A 26516-nucleotide genomic window follows, 5' to 3' on the forward strand; every position below is an offset into this window, starting at 1 on the left:
CAGCAGTGCAGCAGCGATCAAGCGAAGGACTCCTTGGCGGTTCCTTCGCTCTATGCGTTTGCGATTTCGCCGGTTTCTGGGCGTTCCGCTTCCAGTTCGAGAGCGGATATCGCCCGACTTATCCGACGAAGGCGCGCTCGATCACATAATGGCCGGGCTTGGCGTTCGAGCCTTCCTCGAAGCCGAGGCCGTCGAGCATCGCGGAGAGATCCTTGATCATCTCCATGCTACCGCACAGCATGATGCGGTCGGTTTCGGGATCGAGGCGCTTTTCGCCGCCCATCTGCGGGCCGAACAGCGCGCCATTCTCGATCAGCGTGCCGATGCGCTGGTCGGTCGGGAAGGGCTCGCGCGTCACGGTGGGCAGATAGCCGAACTGGAGCAGCGCCTGATCCTGTACCAGCGGATCGCCGGCGAGCTGCGATTCCAGCTCCTCGCGGAAGGCGAGGTCGCTGACGCGGCGGACCGAGTGGACCAGCAGGATCTGGTTGAACATGTCGTAGACGTCGGGGTCGCGCGCCAGGCTGAGGAACGGCGCGAGGCCGGTGCCGGTCGACAGGAAGAACAGGCGCTTGCCGGGCAGTAGCGCGTCGGTGACGAGCGTGCCGGTGGGCTTGCGGCCGAGGAAGACCTGGTCGCCCGGCTGGATCAGCTGGAGGCGCGAGGTCAGCGGGCCATCGGGCACCTTGATCGAAAGGAACTCCAGTTCCTCGGCATAAGCGGGACTTGCGATCGAATAGGCGCGCAGCAGCGGGCGGCCTTCACCGGGAAGGCCGATCATCACGAATTCGCCCGAGCGGAAGCGGAAGCTCTGCGGACGGCTGATGGTGAAGCTGAACAGATGCTCGTTCCAGTGGCGCACGCTCAGGACGGTTTCGACCGTCAGGGCCGCCGAGGGGGCGAGGGGGATTTGGTTCCGGTCACTCATCACTTCATGTTCCATGTTGCGCCGACGGGCTGAGGCCGATGGCCTCGAACGCCGCCGCCGCGGTTTCGATCGCGATCTGAAGCGCGGGCGCGCTCGTCGAAGGGACGACCATGCCCAGCATCTCCCGCATCTCGTTTTGGGGCCGTCGCGGCGCTTGCTCGAACAGGTCGAGCAGCAGCGCCTCGTCGTCGCTCACCCGACTATGGCCTGGAGCGCGGAAATACAGGGGTTCGCCAGCTTCGCAATTAAGAATTGCCATAGCCATGGAAAAGGATTGCAACGCCTCCACCGCATTCCAGCGGGCAAATCCGTCGGCCAGCGCGTTGCACGGACACTGACGGCGGTTGACCGCCTGAACCCATCCACGCACCGCCCAGACGATGAACCGGCCGCCCAGATCGAGCGAGGCGGTGGTACGGTCGAGATAATGGTACACGGGCGCTCCCTTCGCCGCCGCTCCTAGCATCTGGCTATTGCGAGTCAATCGCAATTATATCTTGGCTCGACGCGAAGGCCCGCTTTGGGCATGGCGGAGCGATGGACACTCTCCCCACCGCCGGTTCCACCACGCTCGCGATCCTGATGCTGGCCGCCTTCGCTCTGGCGTGGGGCGGGGTGCGGTTGATCCGCAAGGGCGAGCGGCAAAAGGGCGTGCTGATGATCGTGTGTGCGCTGGTGGCGCTGGGAAACGTGCTGATCTGGACGGTGTGAAGCGTGCCGGGTGGTGTGACAGGCTGAAGGGGGATCATGACGGGGAACGCACGACGCATCGCCTATCTGGCATGCCAGGGAACGGTGACCACCTCATCAGCGCGGCGCCATGACGCGTTCGAGCATGACATTTCGCTGAGCATCTTCGGGCCGGCCTTCGCCGCGCGGGGCTATCAGTTGCAGGAGGTCGCCTGGGATGCCGCGGATATCGACTGGTCGCGCTTCGACGCGGCGATCGTCGGCACGACCTGGGACTATGCCGGACGGTCGGAGCACTTCCTGGCGACGCTGCGGGAGATCGCATCGCGCACCCGGCTGGCCAACCCGCCCGAACTGATCGAGTGGAACCTGTCCAAGCATTATCTGCGCGAGTTGAGCGAACGGGGTGTTCCGTCGATCCCGACCCTTTGGGCCGATCGCCTCGCCGACCTGACGGCGGATGATCTCCGCGCGGGCATCGCGGCGGAGCAGATCGTGATCAAGCCGGCGATCGGCGCGGGCGGCGTGAACCAGTTCAAGGGCGCGCTGGACACGATGCCGCCGCCCGATCATCCACTGTGGCAACAAGGTGTGATGATCCAGCCGTTCATGGCGAGCATTGGCCAGGAGGGCGAACTCAGCTTCATCTTCTTCGACGGGGTGTTCAGCCATGCCGTGCGCAAGACTCCGGCGGGGTCGGACTATCGCGTTCAGTCGGTCTTTGACGGCCGGGAACATGAATTCGTTCCAGCGGCGCAGGATCTGGCGAGCGCCCGGGCGGTGATCGACGTGCTGCCCGCGCCGGCGCTCTATGCGCGGGTCGATCTGGTTCGTCGGTCCGATGGCGAGTTGGCCGTGATGGAGTGCGAATTGATCGAGCCGTATCTGTACCCCCGGTTCGATGCCAGCGAAGGGCGCAACTTCGCGGCTGCGGTGGAGCGCTGGCTGGATCGCACCGCAGGCTAGTCGCGGTCCGGCGCCTGCCGATTGCTCGCCGCGATCGCCGCCGCCCAGGCCGCATCCTGCGCTTCGGTCGCGCCGATATCCTCGAGCGCGGGCAGATCCTCGAACCAGGGCATGCGCGCTTCTGTTCCCATCTGGGTCCTGGGCGGAAAAGCGGCTGGGTCGTCGAGCGAGCCAATGGTCAGGTTGGTGCGGCTGCCCTGGAGGTTGCGATAATAGAGCGGGGTACCGCAATCGGCGCAGAAGCCGCGGTCGACATGGTCGGAACTGCGGAAGGTGGCGGGCGTGCCGCGCGTCCATTCCAGCGCGTTATTGGGGGCGGCGACCAGCGCGGCGAAGAGGTTGCCCACCGCCTTCTGGCACATGCGGCAATGGCAGAGGTGCGAATTGTCGAGCATCGCCGTGGCACGATAGCGGACCGCGCCGCATTGGCATCCACCGGTTACGGTGACGTCGATCCGCTCCATTGGCTCAATCCTGTCGCGTGATGCGCAGCGCCCAGCGGTCGTAACCCAGTTCATCGACCCGTTCGCGCAGCATCTGAAGCATCTCGGGCGCCGGATGGGGCACGCGGCTCAGCACCCAGAGATAGCGGCCGCCGGGCTCGCCGACGATCGACCAGTCATAGTCGTCGCCATGGTCGAGCACCCAATAGTCGCCGGTATAGAGGGGGCCGAAGAACGAGACCTTGAGCTTGGCGTTGGTTTCCTCGTCCGCGACGATCGCTTGGCCCTCGGCTTCGCTGCGCGCCTCTTCGCCCGAACGCAGCCCGCTGTTGACGATGCGGACCTTGCCGTCCTTCTCTAGCGAATATTCGGCGGTGACCGCGTCCATGCCCTTCTGGAAGCGGTTCTCGTGCCGGGCGAGTTCGAACCATGTGCCGGCATATCGGGTAAGGTCGACCGGCTTGGCGGGCTGCGGCACCTTGGGGTTGATCACCGGCGGCCGGCTCGCGCGCGAGTAGAGGAACAGTCCGCCGATGGCGGCGGCGGCGACGCCGGTGGCGATCTTGATCGCGGTCGATTGCTTCATGCGGGCATCATGCGACGGTGCGGGACGGAAGGATAGAGGGTTGGAGGGATTAGAAGCCAGCGAGGAACGACCGCCAGCGATCGAAGTAGCGGACATGCGCGGATCGCCGCTATGCTTTCACATATGCCGATCCATTTTGAACGCACGCCCCAAGGCTGGTTCGCCCAAGGCGCTAAATACGAGGTGCGACGTGAAGGTGGGCGAGTCCGTGAGCGCTTCACGCTTTTCATAGATGGTAGGCGCGAAGTGTCGTTCTTTGCTTGGGCCAGCCAGGCCTCCGGTCTTCAAGGGCCGGAGTATAAATGGACGATAGGCGTTTCAGAGAGAATTGCGCAAACCAGCGTCGGCTTTGAGACATATGCTACGCTATTCGGTGCCTTTTTTGCAGCGTATCAGCGAGGGATGTCGCTCCCGCCAGGAAGCCTGACGATCTCATTCGACCCGGATATTGAAGACAAGGCGTGGGATCGCTGGGGTCCTTAGGGCGCTGCTCTTCGGCAAGAAGCGGGTCACGACACGCAGGCGTTTCCCAAACGCAAAAAGGCCGGAGCTTGCCCCGGCCTTTCGCAATGTCCGTGGTCGCCCGTGCTGGCGAGAGCCTCACCGGATCGGCGAGTTCGGGTCGAGCCGCATGTCGAGATACTTGTCCACGCTGCCCATCAGTTCTTCCATCTCGTGCTCGAAGAAATGGTTCGCGCCGGGGATGGTGTCGTGGTGGATGGTGATGTGCTTCTGCGTGCGCAGCTTGTCGACCAGCTTCTGGACCGCGCCTGGGGTCACCACCTCGTCATTCTCGCCCTGGATGATGATGCCCGACGAGGGGCAAGGGGCGAGGAAGGTGAAGTCGAACATGTTCGCGGGCGGCGCGACCGAGATGAAGCCGCGGATTTCCGGGCGGCGCATCAGCAGCTGCATCCCGATCCATGCGCCGAAGCCGAATCCAGCAACCCAGGTCGTCGAGGCCTCCGGGTGGAAGCTCTGTACCCAGTCGAGCGCGGAGGCGGCGTCGGACAATTCGCCGATGCCGTTGTCGAACACGCCCTGGCTCTTGCCGACGCCGCGGAAGTTGAAGCGCAGGGTCGCGAAACCGCGGCGCTGGAAGGTCTTGTACAGCTCCTGCACGATGCGGTTGTTCATCGTGCCGCCCGCATTGGGATGCGGGTGGAGGATCATCGCCACCGGTGCGCGGGGACGGGGAGCGGGGGCGAAACGCCCTTCAAGACGGCCTTCGGGACCGGGAATGATGACTTCGGGCAAAGCTCTACCTGCTGATAAGTGGGACGCGCGGTGGCGCGGAAAGCGATGCTGGCTATATAGTCGTCCCGCCCTTTCACGCAATTTCAAACGAGTCCCATCCTGAACGACCGCATCTATCTGGACCATGCCGCCACCACGCCGATGCGGCCGGAGGCGCGCGACGCGGTGATCGAGGGGATGCGGCGATGGGCCAATCCGTCTTCCCCCCATGCCGAGGGCCGCGCGTCGCGCGCGGCGCTGGAGGATGCGCGCGAGCGGATCAGGACGGCGCTGGGCTGGGAGGGGCATGTCATCCTCACCAGCGGGGCGAGTGAGGCGCTGGCGATCGGGTTGGGCCGAGCCAAGGTGGAGCGGCGGCTGGTTTCGGCGGTGGAGCATGACGCGGTGTTCCGTGCCGCGCCCGGTGCGGAAGTGCTGCCGGTCATCGATGGCCGGGTGGACGCCGACGCGCTGGCTGGCGCGCTCGCGCAGGATGGGCGTTCGGTCGTGGCGATCCAGCACGTCAATTCCGAGACCGGAACCGCGCTGATCTTGAACCCGAACGACACGATGATCGGTCAGGTGCGCGACGCCGGCGGACTATTCCTGAGCGACTGTTCGCAATCGGCCGGGAAATTCGAGCTGCCCGATGTCGATCTGGCGGTGGTGTCGGCGCACAAGCTGGGCGGACCGCCTGGGATCGGAGCGTTGCTGGTGCGCGACCTTGGCTGTCTGGAGCCGTCGGGCGGGCAGGAGTTCGGCTATCGCGGTGGGACCGAGAATTTGCCGGGGGCATTGGGTTTCGCGGCGGCACTGGAGGCGGGCGGACCTGAGTCCTGGGCCACCACGGCCGAGGAACGGTTCGACTTCAAGGACGCCCTGTGTCGCGGGGGCGAGATGGTCGCGCCGGGGGTCCAGTCCTCCTATATCTTCGCGTTCGCGATGGGGCGGTTGAGCGCGGCGGCGCAGCTGATCCGCTTCGATGCGCTGGGCTTCGCGATTTCGGCTGGCAGCGCCTGCTCGTCCGGAACACTCAAGCGCAGTCGTGCATTGGCCGCGTTCGGGATCGAATCGGAGATTGCCGACCGTACGGTGCGGATCAGCATCGGCTGGAGCACGACGCCGGCCGAGCTCGACGCCTTTGCCGACGCATGGCTGAAGATTTCGGGCCAAAAGGGAGCCGCATGACCTATCTCGACTATCAGGCGACCACGCCGCTCGCGCCCGAAGCGGTCGAGGCGATGCTGCCGTGGCTCAACGCCGGCTTCGCCAATCCGCATTCGGCGCACGCCGCCGGGCGCAAGGCCAAGGCGGCGGTCGAGGTGGCGCGCGAGGCGGTCGCGGACCTGATGCCGGACAATGGCATCGTCAGCTTCACCAGCGGCGCGACCGAGGCGTTGAACTGGGCGATCAAGGGCAGCAGCGGCCCGATCGTGACGGTGGCCACCGAACATGCCGCGGTACTCGATACCGTCGCGGCCGAGGCGCGGCGCGGGCGCGCGGTGACGGTGCTGCCGGTGGGCGGAGACGGGCTGGTCGAACTGGCCGCCGCACGCGAGGCGATCAAGCCGGGCGTCGGGCTGGTCGCGGTGATGCTGGTCAACAACGAGATCGGGACGATCCAGCCGCTCGACGAGCTCGCGGCGCTGGCAAAGGGCGCCGGAGCACTGCTGCTGTGCGATGCGGTACAGGGCTATGGCCGCGAGATCATCCCGGCGGCGTGTGATCTGGTCGCGGTGTCGGCGCACAAGGTCCATGGCCCGAAGGGAGTCGGAGCGCTGTGGATCCGAAACGGAGTCGAGCTCGAGCCGCTGATGCATGGCGGTGGACAAGAGCCGGCCGGGCGTTCAGGGACGCTGTCACCGGCATTGTGCGCCGGGTTCGGTGCGGCGGCGACGCTGGCCAAGCAGCGCTTCGGCGCGGATCGCGGGCATGTCGCGCAGCTGTTCCGCAAGGCCTATCAGGCATTGGGCGGGTCGGGCTGGACGCTCAACGGATCGTTCGACGATCGTTATCCGGGCAATCTCAATATGCGCTACCCCGGCCTCGACGTTGCCCGGTTGATGTCCGACCTGCGCGACATCGCCTTCTCGGCCGGGTCGGCGTGCGCGAGCGGATCGGGGCGGCCGAGCCATGTGCTGAAGGCGATGGGCCTTTCCGACAGCGATGCGCGGTCGAGCATCCGGCTCGGCTTCGGGCGCTACACGACAGAAGAGGCGCTGCTCGGCGCGGTCGAACGGATCGACGCGGCGGCGCGCGAGCAGAGGTTCGCGGCATGATCCGCGTGCGGTTCCTGACGCCGGACGGTGGCCTGGCCGGAGAAGCCGAGGGACAGGCGGGCTTTTCGCTGCTCGAGGTCGGGCAGGCGAAGGGCATGCCGCTTGAGGGGACGTGCGAGGGGCAGATGGCCTGTTCGACCTGTCACGTCATCGTCGCGGCGGAAGATTTCGATCGGCTGCCGCGCGCGAGCGAGGAGGAGGAGGACATGCTCGACCTGGCCGTCGGCGCGACGCGGACCAGCCGGCTGTCGTGCCAGATCGTCCTGACGCCGGAGCTGGACGGCCTCACGGTCAGCCTGCCTTCAGAACATCGCGATATGCAGGGACGATGACCACGACCCCCAATCGCCGCCAGTTGATCGCTGGCGCCGCAGCGCTTGCTGCATTTCCCTCGGCCGCTCTGGCGCAATCAAAGAGCGTGCTGGACCGGCTGCGCGAGGAGACGAGCGGGCGCATCGGGCTGGCTGTCTATGACAGCGGCACCGGTCGGCGCTATTTCGACGGAGCCGAGGCGCGGTTCGCGATGTGCTCGACCTTCAAGGTGCCGCTCGCGGCCGCCGTGCTGGCGCGGGCGGACCGAGGCGAGATCGACCTCAAGCGTGAGATCCGGTTCAGCGAGGCCGATTTACTCGATTACGCCCCGGTCGTGAGGGCGAATCTTGCCAAGGGCGCATTGCCGATCGAGACGCTGCTCGAGGCGGCGGTGGCGATGAGCGACAACAGCGCCGCCAATCTGGTGTTCGGCCAGATTTCGGGGCCGCGGGGACTGACCCAATTCATCCGGTCGGCCGGCGATGTGCTGACGCGCTCGGATCGTGACGAGCCGACGCTCAACAATGTCCGCAACGGCGAGGTGCGTGACACGACCACGCCGCAGGCGATGCTGTGGTTGCTCAACGCGCTGTTGCTTGGAGAGACGCTCGCCCCGGCATCGCGGGCGAAGCTGGCCGGTTGGATGGAGGCGTCGCCGACGGGCAAGGACCGGTTGCGCGCTGGACTGCCCAAGACGTGGCGGGTGGGCGACAAGACCGGGACGAGCGGCGAAGGCTATGTTCACGACATCGCGATCGCGACTCCGCCCGGGCGCAAGCCGATCCTGATCACCTGCTACATGGATGCGCCGATGCTGCCGTTGGCCAAGGTCAATGCCGCGCATGCCAAGCTGGGCGAGCTGGTCGGACTGTTGTTTTCCTAAAGCGCTACCAGAGCTGCGGCTTGGCGATCATCAGCCAGAAGACCGCGGTGAGGCCGAGAAAGGCGGGCCAACCGAGCCAGAACCAGGCGCGCATCGCGCGGCGATAGTCATCGCTCAGCGGCGTGCCGGTCTCCAGGGCCAGTTGGGCCAGCTTCTGCGCACGGATCTGGAGGCCGACCACCGGCACCCAGCAGGCGAAGGCGACCAAGTACAGCACGATGCTGGCCAGCACCCAGGATTCGGTCAGCGAATAGCCGAGGATATGGAGCAGCATCAGACCGCTCACCGGCTGGATCACGCCACTTGAGCCGGTGAAGATCCAGTCCGCGCGCACCACCATCCGGCCGACGCTGGCGATCGTCGCCGGATCGCCGGTGCGGTGCGCCGACCAGAGATACCAGGCGGTGCCGGCGCCGAAGCCGAACAGCACCGTCGAACTGAGAACATGAACCCATTTGAGCAGCAGATAGGTCATCAGCGGCGGTCCCCGATCGCGCCATGGACCAGGATCAGTAGCAGAATCGGCAGATTCTTGAGCAGCGGCCCGAGCGGATCGGCCCAGAGCGCGGGGAGTGCAAGGGTGAGTGCCAGCGTATAGCCCGCGACCACCAAGAGTTGGGCGACCGTTGCGACGCGGGCCCGGGAATCGCGGACGACCAGCGCGGCGATGGCGAAGTCGAGCAAGGCCGTACCGATCTGGAGCGGGAAGGCGAGGCTGTCGGGCGCGCCGACGGCCGCCAACACCTCCAGTGTCTGCATGCGTGCCGCGAACAGGCCGAGCAGGGCCGAGGCGAGCCACAGTAGCGCAAGGCCCCAACGGATCGCCGGAGCGAGGAAGAATAGTCGCGCGTGCCAGCGGTCCTGAACCCCGGCGGCGCGATCGCGCATCGCATTGTCCAGGCTGCGCGGGCGGAACCCGACCGTTTGCGCGAAGGCTTCGCCATCGGCGGCGTTGCCAGCGACCATCTGGGTCAGGCTGTTGGTCGAGACCGGGCCGGAACCGGTGAAGTCGCCGATCCGCCCGAGCAGGCGCATCACCGGCATCGGGACCGACACGAAGCGCGGACCCCCGAAGCCCAGCCAGCTACGATAGCGAGTCATGAGCTCACGCAGGGTCTGGGTCTTTGGCCCGGCTGGCTCCAGCGTCATGTTGACGAACCACAGGTCCTCACATGCCTGTCGCACCGATCGGGCAAGGTCGTCGGCATGGATTGGCGAGAAGGCGAAATCGCCATCGCCAGGCAGAGGCTGGACGAAGGGCAGGGCGGCCAGCCCGCGCAGCAGCGAGGTGCCGCCATAGCTCCCCTCCGCGATGACGAGCGAGGGACGGAAGATCGTCCAGCGCAGCCCCGATGCGCGCAGCGCCGCCTCGCCCTCGACCTTTGTGCGGGCATAGTCGGTGGCGACATCGGGCCGGGCGCTGACGGCGGAGAGGAGGATGACGCGGCGCACCTCGGCCTTCTTGCATGCGGCATGGAGCGCCTGGGGCATCGCGACATGGACCGCGTGCATGTCCGGCCCACGCAGCACCCCGGCGGCGTTGATCACGCAATCGATACCGGCAAGGTGGGGCGCCCAGGTTTCGGGCCGGGTCATGCGGGCCAGGTTGAGCGCGACCCATTCGGCCCCGGGTTCCATCTCACGCAGCGCCGAGATGTCGCGCGCCACCGCGCGGACCGTGTGGCCGCTCGCCAGCAGTTCGGAGAGGATATGGCGGCCGATAAAGCCCCCGGCGCCCAGCAGCAGGATATGCATCGGGCGGCTGCCTAGCATCGCTCTGTGCAGAAATCATTGAGCTATTGCGATGTCTGGCGGCTTCCCCCATATGCGCCGCGGGAGTCGGGCGGACGATGCCGTCGCCAACCCGGTCAGGTCCGGAAGGAAGCAGCCGTAACGATTTTCGTGTCGGGTCGTCCCGGCTCCCACCTTCCTATTTCATCATTGGCGAATAGTCGGTCAGGCGCATCATGCGATCCTGGATCGTGCCGATGATCGGGCGGTGTTCCGCCGGGGTCTCGCGCTTGATCCGGGCCATTCCTCGTCCGTCATGAACGCGGCCCAGCCGGCCTTCATCCGCGCCTCGTCGGGCCAGCGCGGGATATAGGCGAGTTCCGGCTTCTCGGCTGTGCCGCGCACCCAACCGCGCTGTCAGACGAATGTCTCGACGATTCCGAAGACCAGCAGCAGCGTGCTGACGGCCACGAGCAAGACCCTGTTCCACCTGCGCGATTTGATCTTGAGCAGCGCGACGAGCAGGGCCAGCCCGCCGAGACCGGCCCACACCACCATCAGTTTCGAATCCGTCATCGCCCGTTCTGCCCCAGGGGCCGGCTTGGCGATCTGCAGGGCAATGCTGCCGATCCAGGTTCCGGCATTGGCTGCGAGCAGGCCGCCGATCACAAGGCATTTCTGCTTGTCATACCAGTCGTCGAAATCGGGCCAGTCTTCCGGTTCGTCGGGAAAGATCAGCGTCGCGGCGAGATAGTAGATGCCGACAATGGTCAGCACGCCGACTAACGTGAGATAGTTGGCGGCGATCTGGTCGCGAGTCTCCCATGCGATCAGCCAGAAGTTGGTGAGGTCCAACATCACCAGGATTCCGAGCAGTGGCGTGAGCCAGCCGACCCTGATCGGCTTGGTGCCTCGCTTGAGCTTGAGCGTGCGCGAGAAGCCGCTCAGTACCCCTGCGATCGCGAGGCCGAGAAGCATGCCATAGACCGCGAAGACCAGCTCGAACGGACTCATGATGCTTTCCCCTGATTGCCGCGGGACAAATTAGCGTCAGCCGCATGATACGCTAGCCCATTGTCCGCAAACGAAAACCGCCGCCCCGTTTCCGGGGCGGCGGCTTCGTTTCGACAGTGATGTCAGGCGATCAGAGACCGACGATCAGCGATGCCATGAAGGTACGCGGGAAGCCGATGCTGGCGTTCGGCGCGTTGCTGTAACCGGTGATGGTCTGGCCATTGGCTGAATAGACCGGACCCTGGTTCAGGTTCTGCTGCAGGCCACCGACCCACAGTTCGTCGAACAGGTTCATCGCGTTGAACTTGAAGTAGGTCTTGTCGTTCAGACCCGCCCACTCCAGGCCGATCTTCACGTTCAGGTTCACGATCGTGTAGGCCGGAGTCTTGTTCGGATACACCACGAACAGCGTCGAAGTGCCATTGACCGGCGCAAACGCGCGAACCGGCTCGTTGGTGTCGTAGATGAAGCGCGGACCCGTGTGCTTCACCGTGCCGCCGATCTCGACCGGGCCGAGGATGGCGTTGAAACCACCACCGAAGCTGAAGGTCGGCGCACCCGCTTCGGACTTGCCGGCGGTCGGCGCGTAGATCGGCGTGCCGATCGGGCCAAGCGTGCCAGCGGCGGTCGTGCGGCCGATAATGACATCGTCCTTGATGCGCGACTTCAGGTACGAACCAAAGGCGTAGAAGCTCAGCTCGCGCATCGGCGCGTAGGCAATGCTGCCGTCGATGCCCCACTTCGTCACCTTGCCCAGGTTACGATAGACGCTGCGCTCCAGCTCGGGGTCGTACGACGACGCCAGGCGGTTGGTGTAGATCGTGTACCAGCCCGACGCCTGCACCTGGAACCTGCCGCTGTTGTAGCGGAAACCCAGGTCGAAATTGTCGGTCGTCTCCGGATCCGGATTGGCCTGAGCGGCGGTCACCGGGAAGTAGAAGGCGTTGTACAGATTGTCCGTGCCCGGCGCCTGGATGCCCTTCGAATAGTTACCGAAGATGGCTGCCTGCGGCGACAGGTTGAAGGTGAAGCCGGCATTCGGCAGCAGCCGCTTGTAGTTGAACACGCGGTTCTGCGGACCCTGGATGTTGAAGGTGCCGACACCCGGAACGGTCTGCGGGTTCTGCGTGCTGAGGTAAGCCTGCAGTGCCGCGGCGTCATCGGTGAAGCACTCGACGAAACCACCCGCGCTCGACGTGGCGCAGTTGTTGGTCAGGTTGCGACGCAGGAACGGCGCGCGCAGACCCAGGTTTACGCGCAGCGCCTTCTCGAAGAAGTCGCCGATATACTCGCCCGCCACCTGATGCAGGATGGCGTACGACTTGCGGTCGCGCTTCTGCAGCACGCGCCCGTTGACGTCGAGCAGTGGGTTGTCGACCGGGAACGGATTGGCCTGCTGACCATTGCCGAGCAGCAGCCCGACTTCACCGGTCTGGCGGTGATAGGCGCGGTCATAGGTGTAGGCGATGCGGATGCTATGCTCGTCGTTGATCTCGTAGCGCAGCGACGAGATCAGGCCCAGACGGTGGGTGTTGGTCTGGCTCGGCGTGGCGAAGCGGACCGCGTCGAGCAGGTCGCCGTCGCCGTTCAGGTCACGACCGAAATAGGGCGTGCCGCCGATATAGCCGACCTGGCAGCTCACCTGTGCGCCGTTCGGCGTGGTGGCGCAGTTGGCGTTGCCGCCTGCCGGGTTGACGTCGCGACGGCCTTCCTGGCCGACCGCGGTGCCGCCGCCATTCGCCTTCACATACTGGTAGCTCGGGTCGAAATAGAGCGTCAGCTTGTCGGAGAGCGTGAACTTCGACGCGATACGGATGTTGCCGGTGTCGCCCGGGTTCAGGCGCTCGTCGAAGATCGAGCCGCAGCTGCTCGCCGCATCGGCCAGACCTGGACGGGCCGCCACGGTCGTGGTGCACGGTGCAACCGTATATTCGCGCTCGTCCTTGGTGATCGGGAAGCGGTTGTTCGAATTCGGACCAACGACGCGCGTGATCCCCGGGGTGCCGATCGAGGTGTCGGTGCGCAGCGGCACCGAACCCTGGAAGTTGTTGCGGCCCTTGTTGAAGTGGCCGGCGATCGACAGGAAGTCGCCGTTGCTGCCCAGCGGCTGATAGATGCGGGCGTTATACTGTTCCTTGTACACCCGGGCGCGCGAGTTGAACGGCGACACGTTGTTGGTCGTGCTGGCGGCAACGAATGCGCGCGTGCCGAAGCTGGTGAACTCGCCGGTGTCGACGACGCCGAAGATGCGGAAGAATTCATAGTCGCCGACCGAACCGACCACCTGCGCGCCGAACTTCTCGTGCGGAAGGCGGGTGCGGTAGTTGACGGTCGAGCCGCTGGCTGCCGCGGTCGGGCTGTCGACGTCGGTCGAACCCAGGTTCACGTTGACCTGCGAGATCAGCTCCGAATCCAGCTGCTGCTGCGTGTAGATCGCGTAGCCACCCGAATCGTTCATCGGCATGCCGTCGAAGGTTTGGCTGATGCGCGTCGAGTCGAAGCCGCGGATGACCATGTTCGACGAGCTGCCCGAGGCCGAGCCATACGCGTCGTTGCCCGAGGTGCTGACACCCGGCAGCTGGTTGATCACTTCGTTGACCGCGACGCCCTGCGCCTGCTGGCGGATGAATTCGTCGGTCAGAACGCCCTTGGCCTTCGACGTCTTGGGCAGGACGACGCCCTGAACCCCGTCATCGACGCGGCTGCCGGTGACGACGACTTCGGTGCCTTCTTCGGCTTCGATGGAGCCGCTCGACTGCGCATAGGCAGCGCCGGGCATGATGATCGCGGCGCTAGCCACGCCGACGAGTAGAAAGTTTCGCATTGGTGTCCCCTTAGGATCGGCTCGGTAAGCCTGCGCGTGCGGCGATGTTCGCCGTCTTGCGCTGCCCCATGGGGAGAATTCTTTGCGAGATTGTTACAGTTGATTCAAGTCCATTGTGCGTTGCAAAAAAGCATCACCCCCCAAATCAGTGGGCGGACCCTACGATTTCCGCCCATTTCGCCTCGTCGATCACCGGAATTCCGAGATCGGCGGCCTTCTTCAGTTTCGATCCGGCGCCGGGTCCGGCAACCACAAGATCGGTTTTTGCCGATACCGAACCCGCGACTCGGGCGCCGAGCGACTCAGCCTGCGCCTTCGCCTCGTCGCGACTCAGCGTCTCGAGGCTGCCGGTGAAGACGATGGTCTTTCCGGTGACTTCCGACGCGCGGGATTCGACCACGAACGGCGGCGGGGCGACCTCGGCAAGCAGGTCGTCCCACACCGCACGGTTGTGCGGTTCATGGAAGAAGTCGGCAAGCGCATGGCCGACCGCGGCACCGACATTCTCGATCCCGATATGCTCTGCGATCGCCTTGTCGAGTCGGGTCCGGAATTTGGCGTCGGTCTCGCCGATCGCCGGAGTGATGCTTTCGCGCAACACGATCACCTCGTCCGCCAACGCGGCGAGGGCGGGGAGGGTAGCGAGGCGCTTCAACAGATCGCGCGCGGTGATCGATCCGATGTGACGGATGCCGAGGCCGAACAGCAGCCGCGCGGCGTCGGGCGCGCGCTTCGCCTCGATCGCGGCGAGGAGGTTGTCGACCGACTTGTCCTTCCACCCTTCGCGGCCGAGCAACTCGTCGCGATGCGCGGCGAGGCGGAAGATGTCGGCGGGTTCGGCGACCCAGCCAAGGTCGAGGAACTCGACGATGGTCTTCTCGCCCAGCCCCTCGATATCGAGCGCGCCGCGGCTGACGAAATGGCGCAGCCGCTCCTGGCGCTGCGCGGGGCAGATCAGGCCGCCAGTACAGCGATAATCGACCTCGCCCTCCTCGCGCGTCGCTTCGGACTGGCAGATCGGGCAGTGCGTGGGGAAGGCATAGGGTTCGCGTGCGTCGTCTCGCGTCAAATTCTCGACGATTTGCGGGATCACATCGCCGGCGCGCTGGAGCAGCACGCGGTCGCCGGGGCGAACACCGAGCCGCTCGATCTCGTCGGCATTGTGCAGCGTGGCGTTGGTGACGGTGACGCCACCCACCGTCACCGGCTCGAGTCGCGCGACGGGGGTGAGCTTGCCGGTGCGGCCGACCTGGATGTCGATGGCGTTGAGCGTCGTCTCGGCGCGTTCGGCGGGAAATTTGTGCGCGATCGCCCAGCGCGGCGCGCGGCCGACGCTGCCGAGGCGCGCCTGCCAGTCGAGCCGGTCGACCTTGTACACGACGCCGTCGATGTCGAAGGGCAGGTCGGCGCGCAATTTCTCGATCTTGCGATACTGCGCCAGCGCGGGTTCGACCTGAACACAGTCGACGAACAGCGGGTGGAGCGGGAAGCCCCAGGCCTCGATCGCCTTCATCACCGCGAACTGGGTGTCGCCCGGCAGCGCCGATGTCTCGCCCCAGCCATGGGCGAGGAAACGCAGCGGGCGCGATTGTGTGACTGACGCATCCTTCTGGCGCAGCGATCCGGCGGCGGCGTTGCGTGGATTGGCGAACTGGCGCGCTTCCTTGCCGCTCTCCCCGGCTTCGGCGGCGAGCCGGGCATTGAGCGCGAGAAAGTCGTCCTTCGCCATATACACCTCGCCGCGTACCTCGAACACGTCCGGGGCATCGGCGGGGAGCTCGACCGGGATGTCGGAAATGGTCAGCACATTGGGTGTGACATTCTCACCGACCTGGCCGTCGCCGCGGGTGGCGGCGAGGACGAGCTTGCGGTTCTCGTAGCGCAGCGAGCAGGACAGGCCGTCGATCTTGGGTTCGGCGGTGAGCGCGACACGGTCGTCCTCGCCGAGCTTGAGGAAGCGCCGCACGCGTAGCACGAACTCGACCACGTCCTCGTCAGAGAAGGCATTGTCGAGGCTCATCATCGCCTGGGCGTGGCGCACCTTGGCGAGATGCCCGGCGGGTGCGGAACCGACCAGCTTCGACGGGGAGTCGTCGCGGATCAGGTGCGGGAAAGCAGCTTCGATCGCGGTGTTGCGCCGCATCAGCGCGTCATAGTCGGCGTCGCTGATCTCTGGCGCGTCGTCGGTGTGGTAGAGCCGGTTGTGGCGGGCGATCTCGGTAGCGAGCGTCTCCAACTCGGCGGCGGCATCGATCTCGGTAGCGGGGAGCTTGTCCATGCGCTCTCGCTAAGCCGGAGGTTCAATCTCTGCAACGGCCACTGCATACTCCCGATCGTCACCCCGGACGTGTTCCGGGGTCCACGGCGCGGCAAGCGAACCTCCGAAGGCTCGATCGAATCCGCCGCAGCAAGGTGGCCCCGGCACGGTGGCCGGGGTGACGACTAGTCGTAGATGCCCTTCCGTTCGACGATCACTTCACCTTCAACTGATCCAGCGCGAAGGCGAGATATTCGGACTGTTCGCGGAACCGCTCGAACCGGCCCGACTTGCCGCCATGGCCCGCTTCCATGTTGACGCGGAACAGCAGCGGATTTGGGTCGGTCTTGAGCGTGCGCAGGCGTGCGACATATTTGGCCGGCTCATAATATTGCACCTGGCTGTCCCACAGCCCCGTGCCGACGAAGATCGCCGGATAGGCCTTCCGCTTGAGCTGATCATAAGGCGAGTAGCTGAGCATATAGTCGTAGCTCGCCTTGTTCTCCGGGTTGCCCCACTCGTCATATTCGCCGGTGGTGAGCGGGATGGTCGGGTCGAGCATCGTCGTCACGACATCGACGAACGGAACCAGGTTGATGATCGCGCCATAAGTCTGCGGCGCCATGTTGGTGATGCCGCCCATCAGCAGGCCGCCGGCGCTGCCGCCCATCGCGGCGACGCGACCCTTCTTCGCATAACCCTGTTTCACCAGATATTCTGTGACGTCGATGAAATCGGTAAAGCTGTTCTTCTTGTTGAACATCCGCCCGTCATCATACCATTTGCGGCCCATTTCCTGCCCGCCGCGAATGTGCGCGATGGCATAGACCATGCCGCGGTCGAGCAGGCTGGGCAGCATCGGCGAGAAGCCGGGATCGGTCGAATTGCCGTAGCTGCCATAGGCATATTGGAATAGCGCGGCGCTGCCGTCCTTCTTGAACCCCTTGGCATAGACCAGGCTGACCGGAACCTTGGTCCCGTCGCGCGCGGTCGCCCAGATGCGTTCGGTCACGTATTTCGACTTGTCGTAGCCGGGGACGGGGTTGACCTTGAGCGTCCTGCGCTCGCCCGTCTTCATGTTCGCCTCGATCGTGGTCGCGGGCGTCGTCAGCGAGTTGTAGGTGTAGCGGACCCAGTCGGTCGCGGTCTCGGCGTTGGTGCTGAGTCCCATGCTGTACGCCGGTTCGTCGGCCTCGACGAAGCTCGACTTGCCGTCATTGCCCAGCAGCCGCAGCCGCTTGTTGCCGCCCGAGCGTTCCTCGATCGCGAGATAGTTGTCGAAGGGCTGGACGCCCTCGATGAACACGCTGTCGCTGTGCGGCACGATGTCCTTCCACGCCGCCTTGCCCGCGCCGGTCGCGCTGTCGGGCACGGTCATCAGGCGATAGTTCGGGGCCTGCCAGTTGGTGCGGATCACCCAGCGGCTGCCGACATGGTCCGCGCCATAGAGGAAGTCGCGCTCGCGCGGCGCCAGCACCGTGAAGGTCGCGGGATTGTCGACCGGCGCGCAGCGCTGCTCGTCGCTGATGGTCTTGCCCGAATAGATGCAGATGAACTTTTCCGAACTGGTCGTGCCGATGCCGAGCGAGAAGGTGTCGTCCTGCTCCTCGTAGACCAGCCGGTCCTGGCTGACCGGCGTGCCCAGCACATGCGCCTTCACCCGCTTGCCGAGCAGGGTGACGGGATCTTTCTCGATATAGAAGATCGTCTTGTTGTCGCCAGCCCAGGCGAAGCCCGGCTGCGCGTTGGGGATCTCGTCGCTGAGCGTCTGCCCGGTGGTCAGGTCCTTGACCTTGAGGACATATTGGCGCCGGCCGACCTTGTCCTCGGCATAAGCGAGCAGGCGGTTGTCGGGGCTGACCTGGCGTGCGGCGATCTGGAAGAAATTGGCGCCCTTGGCCATCTCCGGCTGGTTGAGGATGATCTCCTCCGCCGCGTCCAGCGATCCCTTCTTGCGCGCGACGATCGGGTAGTTCCCGCCGGTCTCGAAGCGCGTGTAGTACCAGTATTCGTTGTCGAGGTAGGGGACGGTGCTGTCATCCTGTTTGATGCGGCCGACGATCTCCTTGTACAGCACCTCCTGCACCGGCTTGGTCGGCGCCAGGACCGTGTCGGCATAGGCGTTCTCGGCCTTGAGATAGGCGAGCATCTCAGGGTTCTTCCGCGTGTCGTCGCGCAGCCAGTAATATTCGTCCTCGCGGGTCGCGCCGAACGGGGCCTTCACCTGGTGCGGCTTCTTCGCCGCGACCGGCGGCTTGGGGGCTTCCTGAGCAAGGGCGGGGACAGCGGCGGTGGTGGCGAGGCTGACGATCAGAGCGCGGCGGAGCCAGCGGGGCATGCGATTCTCCCAAGGTTATGTTGTTACATCTGCGACGAAGCGCGCGCGCTGACAAGCCAAAGCGATTGAACAGTCCGGTCGCCGCCGCATAGACTGACGGCGCAACCAAACAGAAAGTCCGCCGTGTCCCTTCGTCTTGCCGCCGCCACGCTCCTGCTCGCCGCGCCCGCCGCTGCGCAGACCGCGACCGAGATTAGCCCCGCCAACATCGCCGACACGGTCCGCACGCTTGCCTCGGACCAGTTCCAGGGCCGCGCACCCGGCACGATCGGCGAAGAGCGCACCGTCGGCTATCTGATCGGGCGGTTGCAGGCGATGGGGCTTGAGCCGGCGGGCAAGGATGGCGGGTGGACCCAGCCCGTCCCGTTGCTCCACACGATGCTGGGCACCCCGGCGAAGCTTGCGTTCGGCGGCAAGGCGGGCACGCCGCTCGTCCAGGGCACCGATATCTATGTCTCGACGCTTCAGCCGAAGGACACCGTCGCGATCTCCGGCGCGCCCGTGGTGTTCGTCGGCTATGGCGTGAACGCGCCCGAGCGCGGCTGGGACGATTTCAAGGGCGCCGACCTCAAGGGCAAGGTCGTGGTGATCCTGGTCAACGATCCCGACTTCGCCGCCGCGGCGGGTGAGCCGGTCGCGGGCAAGTTCGGCGGCCGCACGATGACCTATTATGGTCGCTGGACCTACAAGTTCGAGGAAGCGGCGCGGCAGGGCGCGGTCGCCGCGCTGATCGTCCACGATACCGACGCCGCCGGCTATGGCTGGAATGTCGTGAAAAGCCCCGGTGGCGAGAATTACGGCCTGGTCGTTCCGCCCGAAAAGGTCACCAGTCTCGCGCTCCAGGGGTGGATGGCGCACGACGTCGCCGACAAGGTCTTCGCCGGCGCCGGCCTGGACCTTGCCAAGCTCCGCACCGCCGCCCGGCGCAGCGATTTCCGCCCGGTGGAACTGAGCGGCGTGACGCTCGATGCAGTGATCCCGGTGACGCACAAGGTCGTGCAGAGCCAGAATGTGCTCGCCCGGATCCCGGGAGCGAAACGCCCGGGTGAGTCCGTGATGTATGGTGCCCATTGGGATGCCTATGGCGAGGGCAAGCCCGACGAGCAGGGGCGCATCTATCGCGCGGGCGCCAATGACGATGCGCTGGGCGTCGCCGGGCTGTTCGAGATCGCGCGGCTGTTCAAGGCCGCCCCGCCGCCCGACCGCTCGATCCTGTTCGCGTTCTGGACCGCCGAGGAACGTGGGCTGCTGGGGTCGGAGGCCTATGCCCAGAACCCGATCTTCCCGGTCGAGACCACGGTCGCCAATCTCGGCCTCGACATCCTGCAGACCGCCGGCAAGGCGCGGGACGTGATCCTGGTCGGCAAGGGGCAGGGGACGCTCGAGGACGATCTCGCCCGCCTCGCCGCGAAACAGGGGCGTACGGTGTCCGTCGAAAGCCTGCCGGAACGCGGCCTCTTCTATCGCGCCGACCATTTCAGCATGGCCAAGCGCGGGGTACCCGTGCTGCTGATGATGGGCATCGCGGGCGCCTCCGATCTCGTCGCCGGCGGCAAGCTGGCGGGCCAGAAGTGGGTCGATGACTATACCGGCAAATGCTATCATCAGGCCTGCGACGCCTGGAGCGAGGCGTGGAATCTCGACGGCGCGGTTCAGGACATCGATGTCTTCTACCGCATCGGCGACGAGCTCGCCCGCTCGGCCAAATGGCCGCAATGGAAGCCGGGGAGCGAATTCAAGGCGATCCGCGACCGCAGCGGCGCCGCGCGTAAATAGGCCGTGCCATACCCGATCTGAAACGACGTCACGACGCCGCTTGAGCCGCGGCCTGCCGCGATGATATGCAGCGCGCCTCCGGGGAGGGGATCGGTGGACGAGTATCGATTGCGCGTGCCGTTGCGCCGCTATGAAACGACGCTGGACCGGGCGGGCTTCGCGCTTGCCACGGGCGGGGCTCTGGGTGGACTCCTCGTGGTGGCGCTGGTCGTGGCCGGCGGACAATATGGCGCCGTGTCGCTGCTCACCGCCTGGGCGCTGGGCGCGCTGTTCGTGACTCTGGGAATCGCGGCGGTCGCGGCGCCGTTGTGGCTCGGCCTTCATGTGATGGGCTGGCGCCAGCCGTGGCACGCCGCCGTGCTGGGCGCGGTGCTGGCGCTGATCGTCTTCGTCGCGGGGCAGACCCATGGCTTCGGCCTGCTCGATACCCCGCCCAGCGATGCGCGAACGACGCTGTTCCGCTGGCTCAGCGCGCTCGCCACCAGCGCGCTGGTGGCGCTGGCCGCTGCGGGAATCGCGCTGGCGATGTGGCGGGTGGCCTATCGACCGGCCGAATAGGCCACCCGTCCGGATCAGCCCTTGGTCTGGGCGGTACACTCACCGACGCGCTTGCCGGTGATCTGGGTCTTCATCGTCATCTTGCCGCCGGGCATGCCCGGTGCGCCCGACATCGCGGTCTCGCTGTTCAGCTCGTAGGACGTGCTGCCGATCGTGCCGGTCGTCGTCGCCTTGAGCTCGCCCGCGCCCTGCGGCTTGCAGGTCATCACCGCGTTGAGCTTGCCACCCGACAGTTCATAGCTGTCATATTTGCAGCCGCCGCCGGCCTTGCCGCCGAACATCTCGCTCGGGGGCTTCTCGACCATTTCCGGCGTGACGCAGGTCTCGACGGTGTTCTCGGATGCCTTGGCCATCTGCTGGCCCATCATGTCGGCCTGTGCCTTGGGCAGGCCGGGCATGTCGACCGATACGAACTTGATCTGGGTCTGCCACTGGCCGGGCTGCATCTTCACGGCATCTTGCGTGGCCTTCGCCACCTCCTCGATCGAGGCGTTCTCGCCCTTCACGGTGGGACCACCGCCGCCGCAGGCGGCGAGGGCAAGCATCGGTGTCAGAATCAGCGGTGTAAATCGGGACATAATTGGCTCCTGCTTCGTTTCGCTTGGGGCACGGCCCGTTGCACACAACGCATGCAGAACAAAGTTTGTCAACAATGTGGCGCGGTTTGCCGTATTTTAGCCACATTCTGACGTGAGACGCGGTTTTGCAGGCGTGGCTTCGGCATCGCCCACGCCAACACGCGCGCTCGCTGCGCGGCGGACCGGTCCGCCGGACAATCCTGAAAACCCTCCCTCGCGTGGGGGAAGAGAAAGACGCCGCGAATTAGGTCGCCTTCAACGCCGCGTTCGCGGCCTTCTTTTCCGCATCGCTGCACTCGCCGATGCGCTTGCCGATGGTCTTGGCCTTGATGTGCATGCCCGGGCCGCCCGGCGTGGTGACGTTCATCTCATTCTCTGACACGAAGCTCTTGCCGTCGAACGTGCCGGTCATCCGCATCTTCATCTCGCCGCCGCCGGCGCCCTGCATCGGGCAGACCAGCGTGCCGTCGATCTTGCCGTCGGCCATCACGAAATTGTCGTACTTGCACTTGCCCTGGGTGGCGGCGAGCACCTGCGCCGGCGGGTTCTTGGCCTGCTCCTCGGTGATGCAGCTGGTGGAAGTTTCCGTCTTGCTCAGCATCGCGTCGGTCATCTGCTTCTTCATCTCGGCCGGAAGGCCGGGAAGATCGACCGACACGGTCTGGACCGTCGTTTCCCACTTGCCGGGGCTGAAGCGGGTGCCGCCGGCCTCCTCGACCTTCTTGGCGACCTCCTCGACGCTGGCATTCTTGACCGCGACATCGCCGCCCCCACAGGCGGCCAGCAGGATGGCGGGCGCGAGTGCTGCGAAGGGAAGGGCATGGCGCATGGGGTCGGGTCCTCTCGATGGTTTGGTCGCTTGCTGGACTGATAGGCGGCAAAGGGCAACGGGGTGCGCGCCGATTAAGGGCCGGAATCCGCTACTAGATGGCCAATTGCGGTTCCTGATGTACTTTGAGGGTGCCTATAGGAAAGGAGGGATTCTGCTACTAAATTGCTGCCATGGCTAAGGTCCCTATCTTTAACCTGTCCGCCCTGGCCGAGCGTCTAGTTGAGGCAGGGCAGAAGCTCGATCTTGCATGGAAGATCAAGAACGCTGTTGGGCTGCAGTCGATTTCAGTCGATCTCCGTATGGCTTTGGAAGCTTGCGACGCACTTGAGTTTTCGCTCGACACGCCGATGAACCAGCCGCCGGAACACAGGGAGTCGAGTGAAGCGGCCCTTATGAACAACATCATATTGCTCTACGTCCGTGCCGCGAAGACATCATCTGATGAGCGGAAGCAATATGATCCGCGTTCGAATTTCACTCCGGAAGAGTTATTCGTCCATAGCGAGCTTTGCGATTTGCGAGATCTCGCAATTGCACACTTCGGTACAGGCGGGTCATATGTCGGTAATTGGGTACGTGAGGTTGCGGTACTGGAAGGTGGGCAAGCGGGGCGGACCGGCGTGGTCTCACGTCGCCAGATTATTGATCGGTCTCTAGTTAAGAGGGCGCGAGCGCAGATTGCTCGTGTAATCGAGATCGTTGATCCGATTGTAGTGGCACGGATCGACGGCATCACATCAGCGCTGTCCGCCGAAAGAAAGGCCGACCCCGAGTTCTGGCACGAAGTTAGTAACCACCCGATCAATATGGATGTCTTTCTAGGAGGCGCTGAGCATGTGGTTGCGATGCAGGGCACGCCGAATGGCGAACGGGCGCGCGGCAGTTTCGGTCAACGCCAATTGGGAAGCCACTCAAAGCGATCGTAATGGCGCGTAGATGAACAGTCGGCTTTGCGAGAGTGAAGTTCGTTCTTCATTTGTTCCGATGATTCTGCCATACTCGCGTTAGCGAGGCATGTGGATGCAAAACCCAATCTACCATCATTCTCAACCTGCCTTGACGACACCGGTCGCGAAGGTGTCGCGCCTGTGTCGCGTTCCGTCGCAAACATGGCGCGTCGCTGTCGCGCAAGTGGCGCGTCGGTGTCGCGTACCCGGCGCGTCACCGTCGCGTATCGTCGCCCTATCTCTGGGGGCACCGTGAAAAACCGGTCGAATCCGTCAACTGTGTCAACCTGCCTGTCAATCAAGCCCGATTGCACCCCCATCTGAAGGCCCCATATTCGCGCCATGACGATTCAGATCCGCACCAGCCTTGCCGAGCCTGAGACCGGTCCCGGTTTCGTACCCCATCGCCCCAATCGCCCCGAAAAGAGCGAGGGCGGCAGGGCGTTCAAGCTGGTCAGCGAATACACCCCCTCGGGCGACCAGCCGACCGCGATCGCGGAGCTGACCGAGGCGGCGCTGGCGGGGGAGCGCGATCAGGTGCTGCTGGGCGTCACCGGCTCGGGCAAGACCTTCACCATGGCCAAGGTGATCGAGGCGCTTCAGCGTCCCGCGCTGATCCTCGCCCCCAACAAGATCCTCGCCGCGCAGCTCTATGGCGAGTTCAAGAGCTTCTTCCCCGAGAACGCGGTCGAATATTTCGTCAGCTATTACGACTATTACCAGCCCGAGGCGTATGTCGCCCGGTCGGACACCTACATCGAGAAGGAAAGCTCGGTGAACGAGGCGATCGACCGGATGCGCCACTCGGCCACCCGCTCGCTGCTCGAGCGCGACGACGTGATCATCGTCGCTTCGGTCTCGTGCCTTTACGGCATTGGCTCGGTCGAGACCTATTCGGCGATGATCTTCGACTTGAAGAAGGGCCAGGTCGCCGACCAGCGGGAGATCATCCGCAAGCTCGTCGCGCTCCAGTACAAGCGCAACGACGCCGCCTTCGCGCGCGGCAATTTCCGCGTGCGCGGCGACAGCCTCGAGATCTTCCCGTCGCATTATGAGGACACCGCCTGGCGGATCAGCTTCTTCGGCGACGATATCGAGGAGATTACCGAGTTCGATCCGCTGACCGGGGCCAAGGTCGCCAACCTCGATTACATCCGCGTCTATGCCAATTCGCACCACGTCACGCCGGGGCCGACGCTCAAACAGGCGATGGAGGCGATCAAGCACGAGCTGGCCGAGCGGCTCAAGGAGCTGCAGGCCGAGGGCAAGCTGATCGAGCATCAACGGCTGGAGCAGCGCACGCATTTCGACCTGGAAATGATCGCGGCGACCGGCAGCTGCGCGGGGATCGAGAATTACAGCCGCTTCCTCACCGGCCGTCTGCCCGGTGAGCCGCCGCCCACCTTGTTCGAATATCTGCCCGAGAATGCGCTGCTGTTCGTCGACGAAAGCCACCAGACCGTGCCGCAGATCGGCGCGATGGCGCGTGGCGACCATCGGCGCAAGATCACGCTGGCCGAGTACGGTTTCCGCCTGCCGAGCTGCATCGACAATCGCCCGCTGCGCTTCAATGAATGGGAAGCGATGCGCCCGCAGACCGTCAGCGTCTCGGCGACGCCGGGCGGGTGGGAGATGGACCAGACCGGCGGCGTGTTCAGTGAACAGGTGATCCGCCCCACCGGCCTGATCGACCCGCCGGTCGAGATCAAGCCGGTCGAGGAGCAGGTGCAGGACCTGATCGTCGAGTGCCGCAAGACCGCCGAGGCGGGCTACCGCACGCTCGTCACGACGTTGACCAAGCGCATGGCCGAGGATCTGACGGAGTATATGCACGAAGCGGGGATCAAGGTCCGCTACATGCACAGCGACGTCGAGACGCTGGAGCGTATCGAGTTGATACGCGATCTGAGGTTGGGCGTGTACGATGTGCTGATCGGTATCAACCTGCTGCGCGAAGGGCTTGATATTCCTGAGTGCGGGCTGGTCGCGATCCTCGACGCCGACAAGGAGGGCTTCCTGCGGTCGGAGACGTCGCTGATCCAGACGATCGGCCGCGCCGCGCGCAACGTCGAGGGCCGCGTGATCCTCTATGCCGACCGCATCACCGGCAGCATGGAGCGCGCGCTCAACGAGACCAGCCGCCGCCGCGAGAAGCAGAAGGCGTATAACCTTGAGCACGGGATCACGCCGACGACGATCAAGCGCAACATCGGCGACATCATCGCCCATGTCGCGTCGAAGGATCAGGTGACGGTCGAGATCGATGACGGCCCGGCGCACATGGTCGGCCATAATCTCCGCGCATACATCGAGGAGCTGGAGAAGAAGATGCGCGACGCCGCCGCGAACCTCGAATTCGAGGAAGCGGGCCGCCTGCGCGACGAGATCCGGTCGCTCGAGGCCGAGGAACTGGGCCTGCCGCACGATCAGCACCGCGCGCCGGTGATGGGCCGCAGCAACGAAGGCAAGCCAGGCACGCGCAAGGGCAAGTTCGGCAAGGTGCAGCGCAAGTGGGGTGGGGGGCGGCGCTAAGTCGCCCCACGCGGTTGAGCCGGGGTGCGCCTTCGCCCATAAGGCTCGATATGCGTGTCATTTTTGCTTTCGCGTCGCTCGCCGTTCTTGCCGGCTGCGTGGCGCCTTCCGCTCCGCCGCCGGCCCCGGCGCGGCCCGTGCCGGTTCCCGCACCGGCTCCCGCACCGGCCCCGCTGCCGCCACCGCCCGCGGCGAGCAGCGACTGGCGCGATTGGCCGCTGACGCCGGGCAGCTGGAGCTATCGTCAGGATTCACGCGGCTCGGTTGCGCTGTTCGGGTCAGCAGGTGATCCGGTGTTCAGCCTGCGCTGCGATCGTTCGGCGCGGCAGTTGCAGCTGACCCGGCGTGGCGCCGCCGCGGGGACGATGACGGTGCGGACCAGCTCGACCGCCCGCAACCTCACCACCGGGGCTGCGACCGATGGCGCGTCGGTCTCGCTGCCCTCGAACGATCCGCTCGTCGATGCAATGGGTTACAGCCGCGGACGCTTCATCGTCGAGAACACGGCACTGCCGTCGCTGGTGCTGCCGGCGTGGTCCGAAGTGCTTCGTGTCGCGGAGGATTGCCGGGGCTGAGCGACCGTTGGTCCGCATCGCGCCAGAACCTTGAGAATCGCCGATTTCGCTACGCAATACAAGACTTGTTCTGCGAATCAGGATGATTCATGTTGGCTGCGTGCCCAGGCCGGGCACGGCGTTTTAACAAGCGAAAGGAGGTGATCCGATGTCTCATGGTTCAGCAATGGGGTCGGTTCAGTTCGTTCGGGAGACGCGTCGCTAAGTTCCGATGCATCCGGTGGATCACCT

25 protein-coding genes and 1 other RNA gene are annotated in these 26516 nt (G+C 65.1%); 13 read left to right on the forward strand and 13 right to left on the reverse strand.

The window, feature by feature from the left end; translation table 11 throughout:
• Nucleotides 1–118: 118 nt before the first annotated feature.
• Together AC07M1_RS07100 and AC07M1_RS07105 are read right to left on the reverse strand one after the other, a co-directional pair.
• The gene (locus AC07M1_RS07100; protein ID WP_495161849.1) at nt 119–928 is read right to left on the reverse strand and encodes a ferredoxin--NADP reductase; all 810 of its coding nucleotides are present in this window, start codon (nt 926–928) and stop codon (nt 119–121) included.
• Between the two features lie 4 nt (nt 929–932).
• Nucleotides 933–1364: a hypothetical protein gene (locus AC07M1_RS07105; RefSeq protein ID WP_495161850.1), complete on the reverse strand. Its 432-nt coding sequence runs from the start codon at nt 1362–1364 to the stop codon at nt 933–935.
• 101 nt (nt 1365–1465) lie between these two features.
• Between AC07M1_RS07105 and AC07M1_RS07110 the strand changes: the two genes are divergently transcribed.
• Nucleotides 1466–1639: a hypothetical protein gene (locus AC07M1_RS07110; protein ID WP_495161851.1), complete on the forward strand. Its 174-nt coding sequence runs from the start codon at nt 1466–1468 to the stop codon at nt 1637–1639.
• A gap of 36 nt (nt 1640–1675) precedes the next feature.
• On the forward strand, nt 1676–2584 hold the full coding sequence (locus tag AC07M1_RS07115; RefSeq protein WP_495161852.1) for an ATP-grasp domain-containing protein: 909 nt from the start codon (nt 1676–1678) through the stop codon (nt 2582–2584).
• Here AC07M1_RS07115 and AC07M1_RS07120 read toward each other — a convergent pair.
• Together AC07M1_RS07120 and AC07M1_RS07125 are read right to left on the reverse strand one after the other, a co-directional pair.
• Complete coding sequence (locus AC07M1_RS07120) at nt 2581–3048, reverse strand: GFA family protein (protein ID WP_495161853.1); 468 nt, start codon at nt 3046–3048, stop codon at nt 2581–2583. The two genes, AC07M1_RS07115 and AC07M1_RS07120, sit on opposite strands and share 4 nt — an antisense overlap.
• A 4-nt stretch (nt 3049–3052) precedes the next feature.
• Nucleotides 3053–3613 carry a lipocalin family protein gene (locus tag AC07M1_RS07125; RefSeq protein ID WP_495161854.1) on the reverse strand — a complete coding sequence of 187 codons (561 nt, stop codon included), beginning with the start codon at nt 3611–3613 and terminating at the stop codon, nt 3053–3055.
• A 123-nt stretch (nt 3614–3736) separates the two neighbouring features.
• Between AC07M1_RS07125 and AC07M1_RS07130 the strand changes: the two genes are divergently transcribed.
• Nucleotides 3737–4096, forward strand: a complete 360-nt coding sequence (locus AC07M1_RS07130) for a hypothetical protein (RefSeq protein ID WP_495161855.1) — start codon at nt 3737–3739, stop codon at nt 4094–4096.
• Nucleotides 4097–4213: 117 nt separating this feature from the next.
• Here the strand turns inward: AC07M1_RS07130 and AC07M1_RS07135 are convergent, their stop codons facing one another.
• A complete protein-coding gene (locus tag AC07M1_RS07135; RefSeq protein WP_495161856.1) occupies nt 4214–4870 on the reverse strand; it encodes an alpha/beta hydrolase in 657 nt (218 codons plus the stop codon).
• 141 nt (nt 4871–5011) lie between these two features.
• Here AC07M1_RS07135 and AC07M1_RS07140 point away from each other — a divergent pair, with 141 nt between their 5' ends.
• Genes AC07M1_RS07140 through bla form a run of 4 tightly spaced genes read left to right on the forward strand, consistent with a single transcriptional unit; the run spans nt 5012 to nt 8323 of the window.
• On the forward strand, nt 5012–6037 hold the full coding sequence (locus AC07M1_RS07140; RefSeq protein WP_495161857.1) for a cysteine desulfurase family protein: 1026 nt from the start codon (nt 5012–5014) through the stop codon (nt 6035–6037).
• Nucleotides 6034–7128, forward strand: a complete 1095-nt coding sequence (locus AC07M1_RS07145) for a cysteine desulfurase family protein (RefSeq protein ID WP_495161858.1) — start codon at nt 6034–6036, stop codon at nt 7126–7128. The genes AC07M1_RS07140 and AC07M1_RS07145 overlap by 4 nt, the downstream gene beginning before the upstream one ends.
• A complete protein-coding gene (locus tag AC07M1_RS07150; RefSeq protein WP_495161859.1) occupies nt 7125–7460 on the forward strand; it encodes a 2Fe-2S iron-sulfur cluster-binding protein in 336 nt (111 codons plus the stop codon). The genes AC07M1_RS07145 and AC07M1_RS07150 overlap by 4 nt, the downstream gene beginning before the upstream one ends.
• Nucleotides 7457–8323 carry a class A beta-lactamase gene (gene bla, locus AC07M1_RS07155; protein ID WP_495161860.1) on the forward strand — a complete coding sequence of 289 codons (867 nt, stop codon included), beginning with the start codon at nt 7457–7459 and terminating at the stop codon, nt 8321–8323. Before AC07M1_RS07150 ends, bla begins: the two co-directional genes overlap by 4 nt.
• Nucleotides 8324–8327: 4 nt before the next feature.
• On the opposite strand, the gene AC07M1_RS07160 is transcribed toward bla, so the two are convergent.
• On the reverse strand, nt 8328–8798 hold the full coding sequence (locus AC07M1_RS07160; protein WP_495161861.1) for a DUF2269 family protein: 471 nt from the start codon (nt 8796–8798) through the stop codon (nt 8328–8330).
• Complete coding sequence (locus AC07M1_RS07165) at nt 8798–10078, reverse strand: NAD(P)H-binding protein (protein ID WP_495161862.1); 1281 nt, start codon at nt 10076–10078, stop codon at nt 8798–8800. Before AC07M1_RS07165 ends, AC07M1_RS07160 begins: the two co-directional genes overlap by 1 nt.
• Before the next feature lie 76 nt (nt 10079–10154).
• Here AC07M1_RS07165 and ffs point away from each other — a divergent pair.
• Nucleotides 10155–10253: signal recognition particle sRNA small type (gene ffs, locus AC07M1_RS07170), an RNA gene on the forward strand.
• 218 nt (nt 10254–10471) lie between these two features.
• On the opposite strand, the gene AC07M1_RS07175 is transcribed toward ffs, so the two are convergent.
• The 4 genes from AC07M1_RS07175 to AC07M1_RS07190 all read right to left on the reverse strand — a co-directional run bounded on the left by AC07M1_RS07175 (nt 10472) and on the right by AC07M1_RS07190 (nt 18487).
• The gene (locus AC07M1_RS07175; RefSeq protein ID WP_495161863.1) at nt 10472–11068 is read right to left on the reverse strand and encodes a hypothetical protein; all 597 of its coding nucleotides are present in this window, start codon (nt 11066–11068) and stop codon (nt 10472–10474) included.
• Nucleotides 11069–11198: 130 nt separating this feature from the next.
• Nucleotides 11199–13892, reverse strand: coding sequence for a TonB-dependent receptor (locus tag AC07M1_RS07180; RefSeq protein ID WP_495161864.1), 2694 nt, complete (start codon nt 13890–13892; stop codon nt 11199–11201).
• A gap of 145 nt (nt 13893–14037) precedes the next feature.
• The gene (gene ligA, locus AC07M1_RS07185) at nt 14038–16170 is read right to left on the reverse strand and encodes an NAD-dependent DNA ligase LigA (RefSeq protein WP_495161865.1); all 2133 of its coding nucleotides are present in this window, start codon (nt 16168–16170) and stop codon (nt 14038–14040) included.
• A gap of 193 nt (nt 16171–16363) precedes the next feature.
• Nucleotides 16364–18487: a S9 family peptidase gene (locus tag AC07M1_RS07190; protein ID WP_495161866.1), complete on the reverse strand. Its 2124-nt coding sequence runs from the start codon at nt 18485–18487 to the stop codon at nt 16364–16366.
• A 123-nt stretch (nt 18488–18610) separates the two neighbouring features.
• Between AC07M1_RS07190 and AC07M1_RS07195 the strand changes: the two genes are divergently transcribed.
• Together AC07M1_RS07195 and AC07M1_RS07200 are read left to right on the forward strand one after the other, a co-directional pair.
• Entirely contained in the window at nt 18611–20263 is a 1653-nt protein-coding gene (locus AC07M1_RS07195; protein ID WP_495161867.1) for a M28 family metallopeptidase, read from the forward strand.
• 93 nt (nt 20264–20356) lie between these two features.
• Entirely contained in the window at nt 20357–20821 is a 465-nt protein-coding gene (locus AC07M1_RS07200) for a hypothetical protein (protein WP_495161868.1), read from the forward strand.
• A gap of 14 nt (nt 20822–20835) precedes the next feature.
• On the opposite strand, the gene AC07M1_RS07205 is transcribed toward AC07M1_RS07200, so the two are convergent.
• Nucleotides 20836–21399 (reverse strand): DUF3617 domain-containing protein, encoded by a 564-nt coding sequence (locus tag AC07M1_RS07205; RefSeq protein ID WP_495161869.1) that lies wholly within the window; start codon nt 21397–21399, stop codon nt 20836–20838.
• Nucleotides 21400–21643: 244 nt separating this feature from the next.
• Nucleotides 21644–22228 carry a DUF3617 domain-containing protein gene (locus tag AC07M1_RS07210; RefSeq protein WP_495161870.1) on the reverse strand — a complete coding sequence of 195 codons (585 nt, stop codon included), beginning with the start codon at nt 22226–22228 and terminating at the stop codon, nt 21644–21646.
• 173 nt (nt 22229–22401) lie between these two features.
• Here AC07M1_RS07210 and AC07M1_RS07215 point away from each other — a divergent pair, with 173 nt between their 5' ends.
• The 3 genes from AC07M1_RS07215 (at nt 22402) to AC07M1_RS07225 (ending at nt 26285) form a co-directional block, all read left to right on the forward strand.
• Nucleotides 22402–23157: a hypothetical protein gene (locus tag AC07M1_RS07215; RefSeq protein WP_495161871.1), complete on the forward strand. Its 756-nt coding sequence runs from the start codon at nt 22402–22404 to the stop codon at nt 23155–23157.
• Between the two features lie 363 nt (nt 23158–23520).
• Nucleotides 23521–25710: an excinuclease ABC subunit UvrB gene (gene uvrB, locus AC07M1_RS07220; RefSeq protein ID WP_495161872.1), complete on the forward strand. Its 2190-nt coding sequence runs from the start codon at nt 23521–23523 to the stop codon at nt 25708–25710.
• 50 nt (nt 25711–25760) lie between these two features.
• Nucleotides 25761–26285: a hypothetical protein gene (locus tag AC07M1_RS07225; RefSeq protein ID WP_495161873.1), complete on the forward strand. Its 525-nt coding sequence runs from the start codon at nt 25761–25763 to the stop codon at nt 26283–26285.
• The last annotated feature ends 231 nt before the right edge of the window (nt 26286–26516 follow it).

It is taken from the genome of Sphingomonas sp. GW821-FHT10C01 (assembly GCF_059415525.1).

Coding starts and splice junctions, on each gene's coding strand:
- AC07M1_RS07100 (WP_495161849.1), bottom strand. CDS start 928: ATGAGTGACCGGAACCAAATCCCCCTCGCCCCCTCGGCGGCCCTGACG.
- AC07M1_RS07110 (WP_495161851.1), top strand. CDS start 1,466: ATGGACACTCTCCCCACCGCCGGTTCCACCACGCTCGCGATCCTGATG.
- AC07M1_RS07115 (WP_495161852.1), top strand. CDS start 1,676: ATGACGGGGAACGCACGACGCATCGCCTATCTGGCATGCCAGGGAACG.
- AC07M1_RS07120 (WP_495161853.1), bottom strand. CDS start 3,048: ATGGAGCGGATCGACGTCACCGTAACCGGTGGATGCCAATGCGGCGCG.
- AC07M1_RS07125 (WP_495161854.1), bottom strand. CDS start 3,613: ATGAAGCAATCGACCGCGATCAAGATCGCCACCGGCGTCGCCGCCGCC.
- AC07M1_RS07130 (WP_495161855.1), top strand. CDS start 3,737: ATGCCGATCCATTTTGAACGCACGCCCCAAGGCTGGTTCGCCCAAGGC.
- AC07M1_RS07140 (WP_495161857.1), top strand. CDS start 5,012: ATGCGGCCGGAGGCGCGCGACGCGGTGATCGAGGGGATGCGGCGATGG.
- AC07M1_RS07145 (WP_495161858.1), top strand. CDS start 6,034: ATGACCTATCTCGACTATCAGGCGACCACGCCGCTCGCGCCCGAAGCG.
- AC07M1_RS07150 (WP_495161859.1), top strand. CDS start 7,125: ATGATCCGCGTGCGGTTCCTGACGCCGGACGGTGGCCTGGCCGGAGAA.
- bla (WP_495161860.1), top strand. CDS start 7,457: ATGACCACGACCCCCAATCGCCGCCAGTTGATCGCTGGCGCCGCAGCG.
- AC07M1_RS07160 (WP_495161861.1), bottom strand. CDS start 8,798: ATGACCTATCTGCTGCTCAAATGGGTTCATGTTCTCAGTTCGACGGTG.
- AC07M1_RS07165 (WP_495161862.1), bottom strand. CDS start 10,078: ATGCATATCCTGCTGCTGGGCGCCGGGGGCTTTATCGGCCGCCATATC.
- AC07M1_RS07175 (WP_495161863.1), bottom strand. CDS start 11,068: ATGAGTCCGTTCGAGCTGGTCTTCGCGGTCTATGGCATGCTTCTCGGC.
- AC07M1_RS07180 (WP_495161864.1), bottom strand. CDS start 13,892: ATGCGAAACTTTCTACTCGTCGGCGTGGCTAGCGCCGCGATCATCATG.
- ligA (WP_495161865.1), bottom strand. CDS start 16,170: ATGGACAAGCTCCCCGCTACCGAGATCGATGCCGCCGCCGAGTTGGAG.
- AC07M1_RS07190 (WP_495161866.1), bottom strand. CDS start 18,487: ATGCCCCGCTGGCTCCGCCGCGCTCTGATCGTCAGCCTCGCCACCACC.
- AC07M1_RS07205 (WP_495161869.1), bottom strand. CDS start 21,399: ATGTCCCGATTTACACCGCTGATTCTGACACCGATGCTTGCCCTCGCC.
- AC07M1_RS07210 (WP_495161870.1), bottom strand. CDS start 22,228: ATGCGCCATGCCCTTCCCTTCGCAGCACTCGCGCCCGCCATCCTGCTG.
- AC07M1_RS07215 (WP_495161871.1), top strand. CDS start 22,402: ATGGCTAAGGTCCCTATCTTTAACCTGTCCGCCCTGGCCGAGCGTCTA.
- uvrB (WP_495161872.1), top strand. CDS start 23,521: ATGACGATTCAGATCCGCACCAGCCTTGCCGAGCCTGAGACCGGTCCC.
- AC07M1_RS07225 (WP_495161873.1), top strand. CDS start 25,761: ATGCGTGTCATTTTTGCTTTCGCGTCGCTCGCCGTTCTTGCCGGCTGC.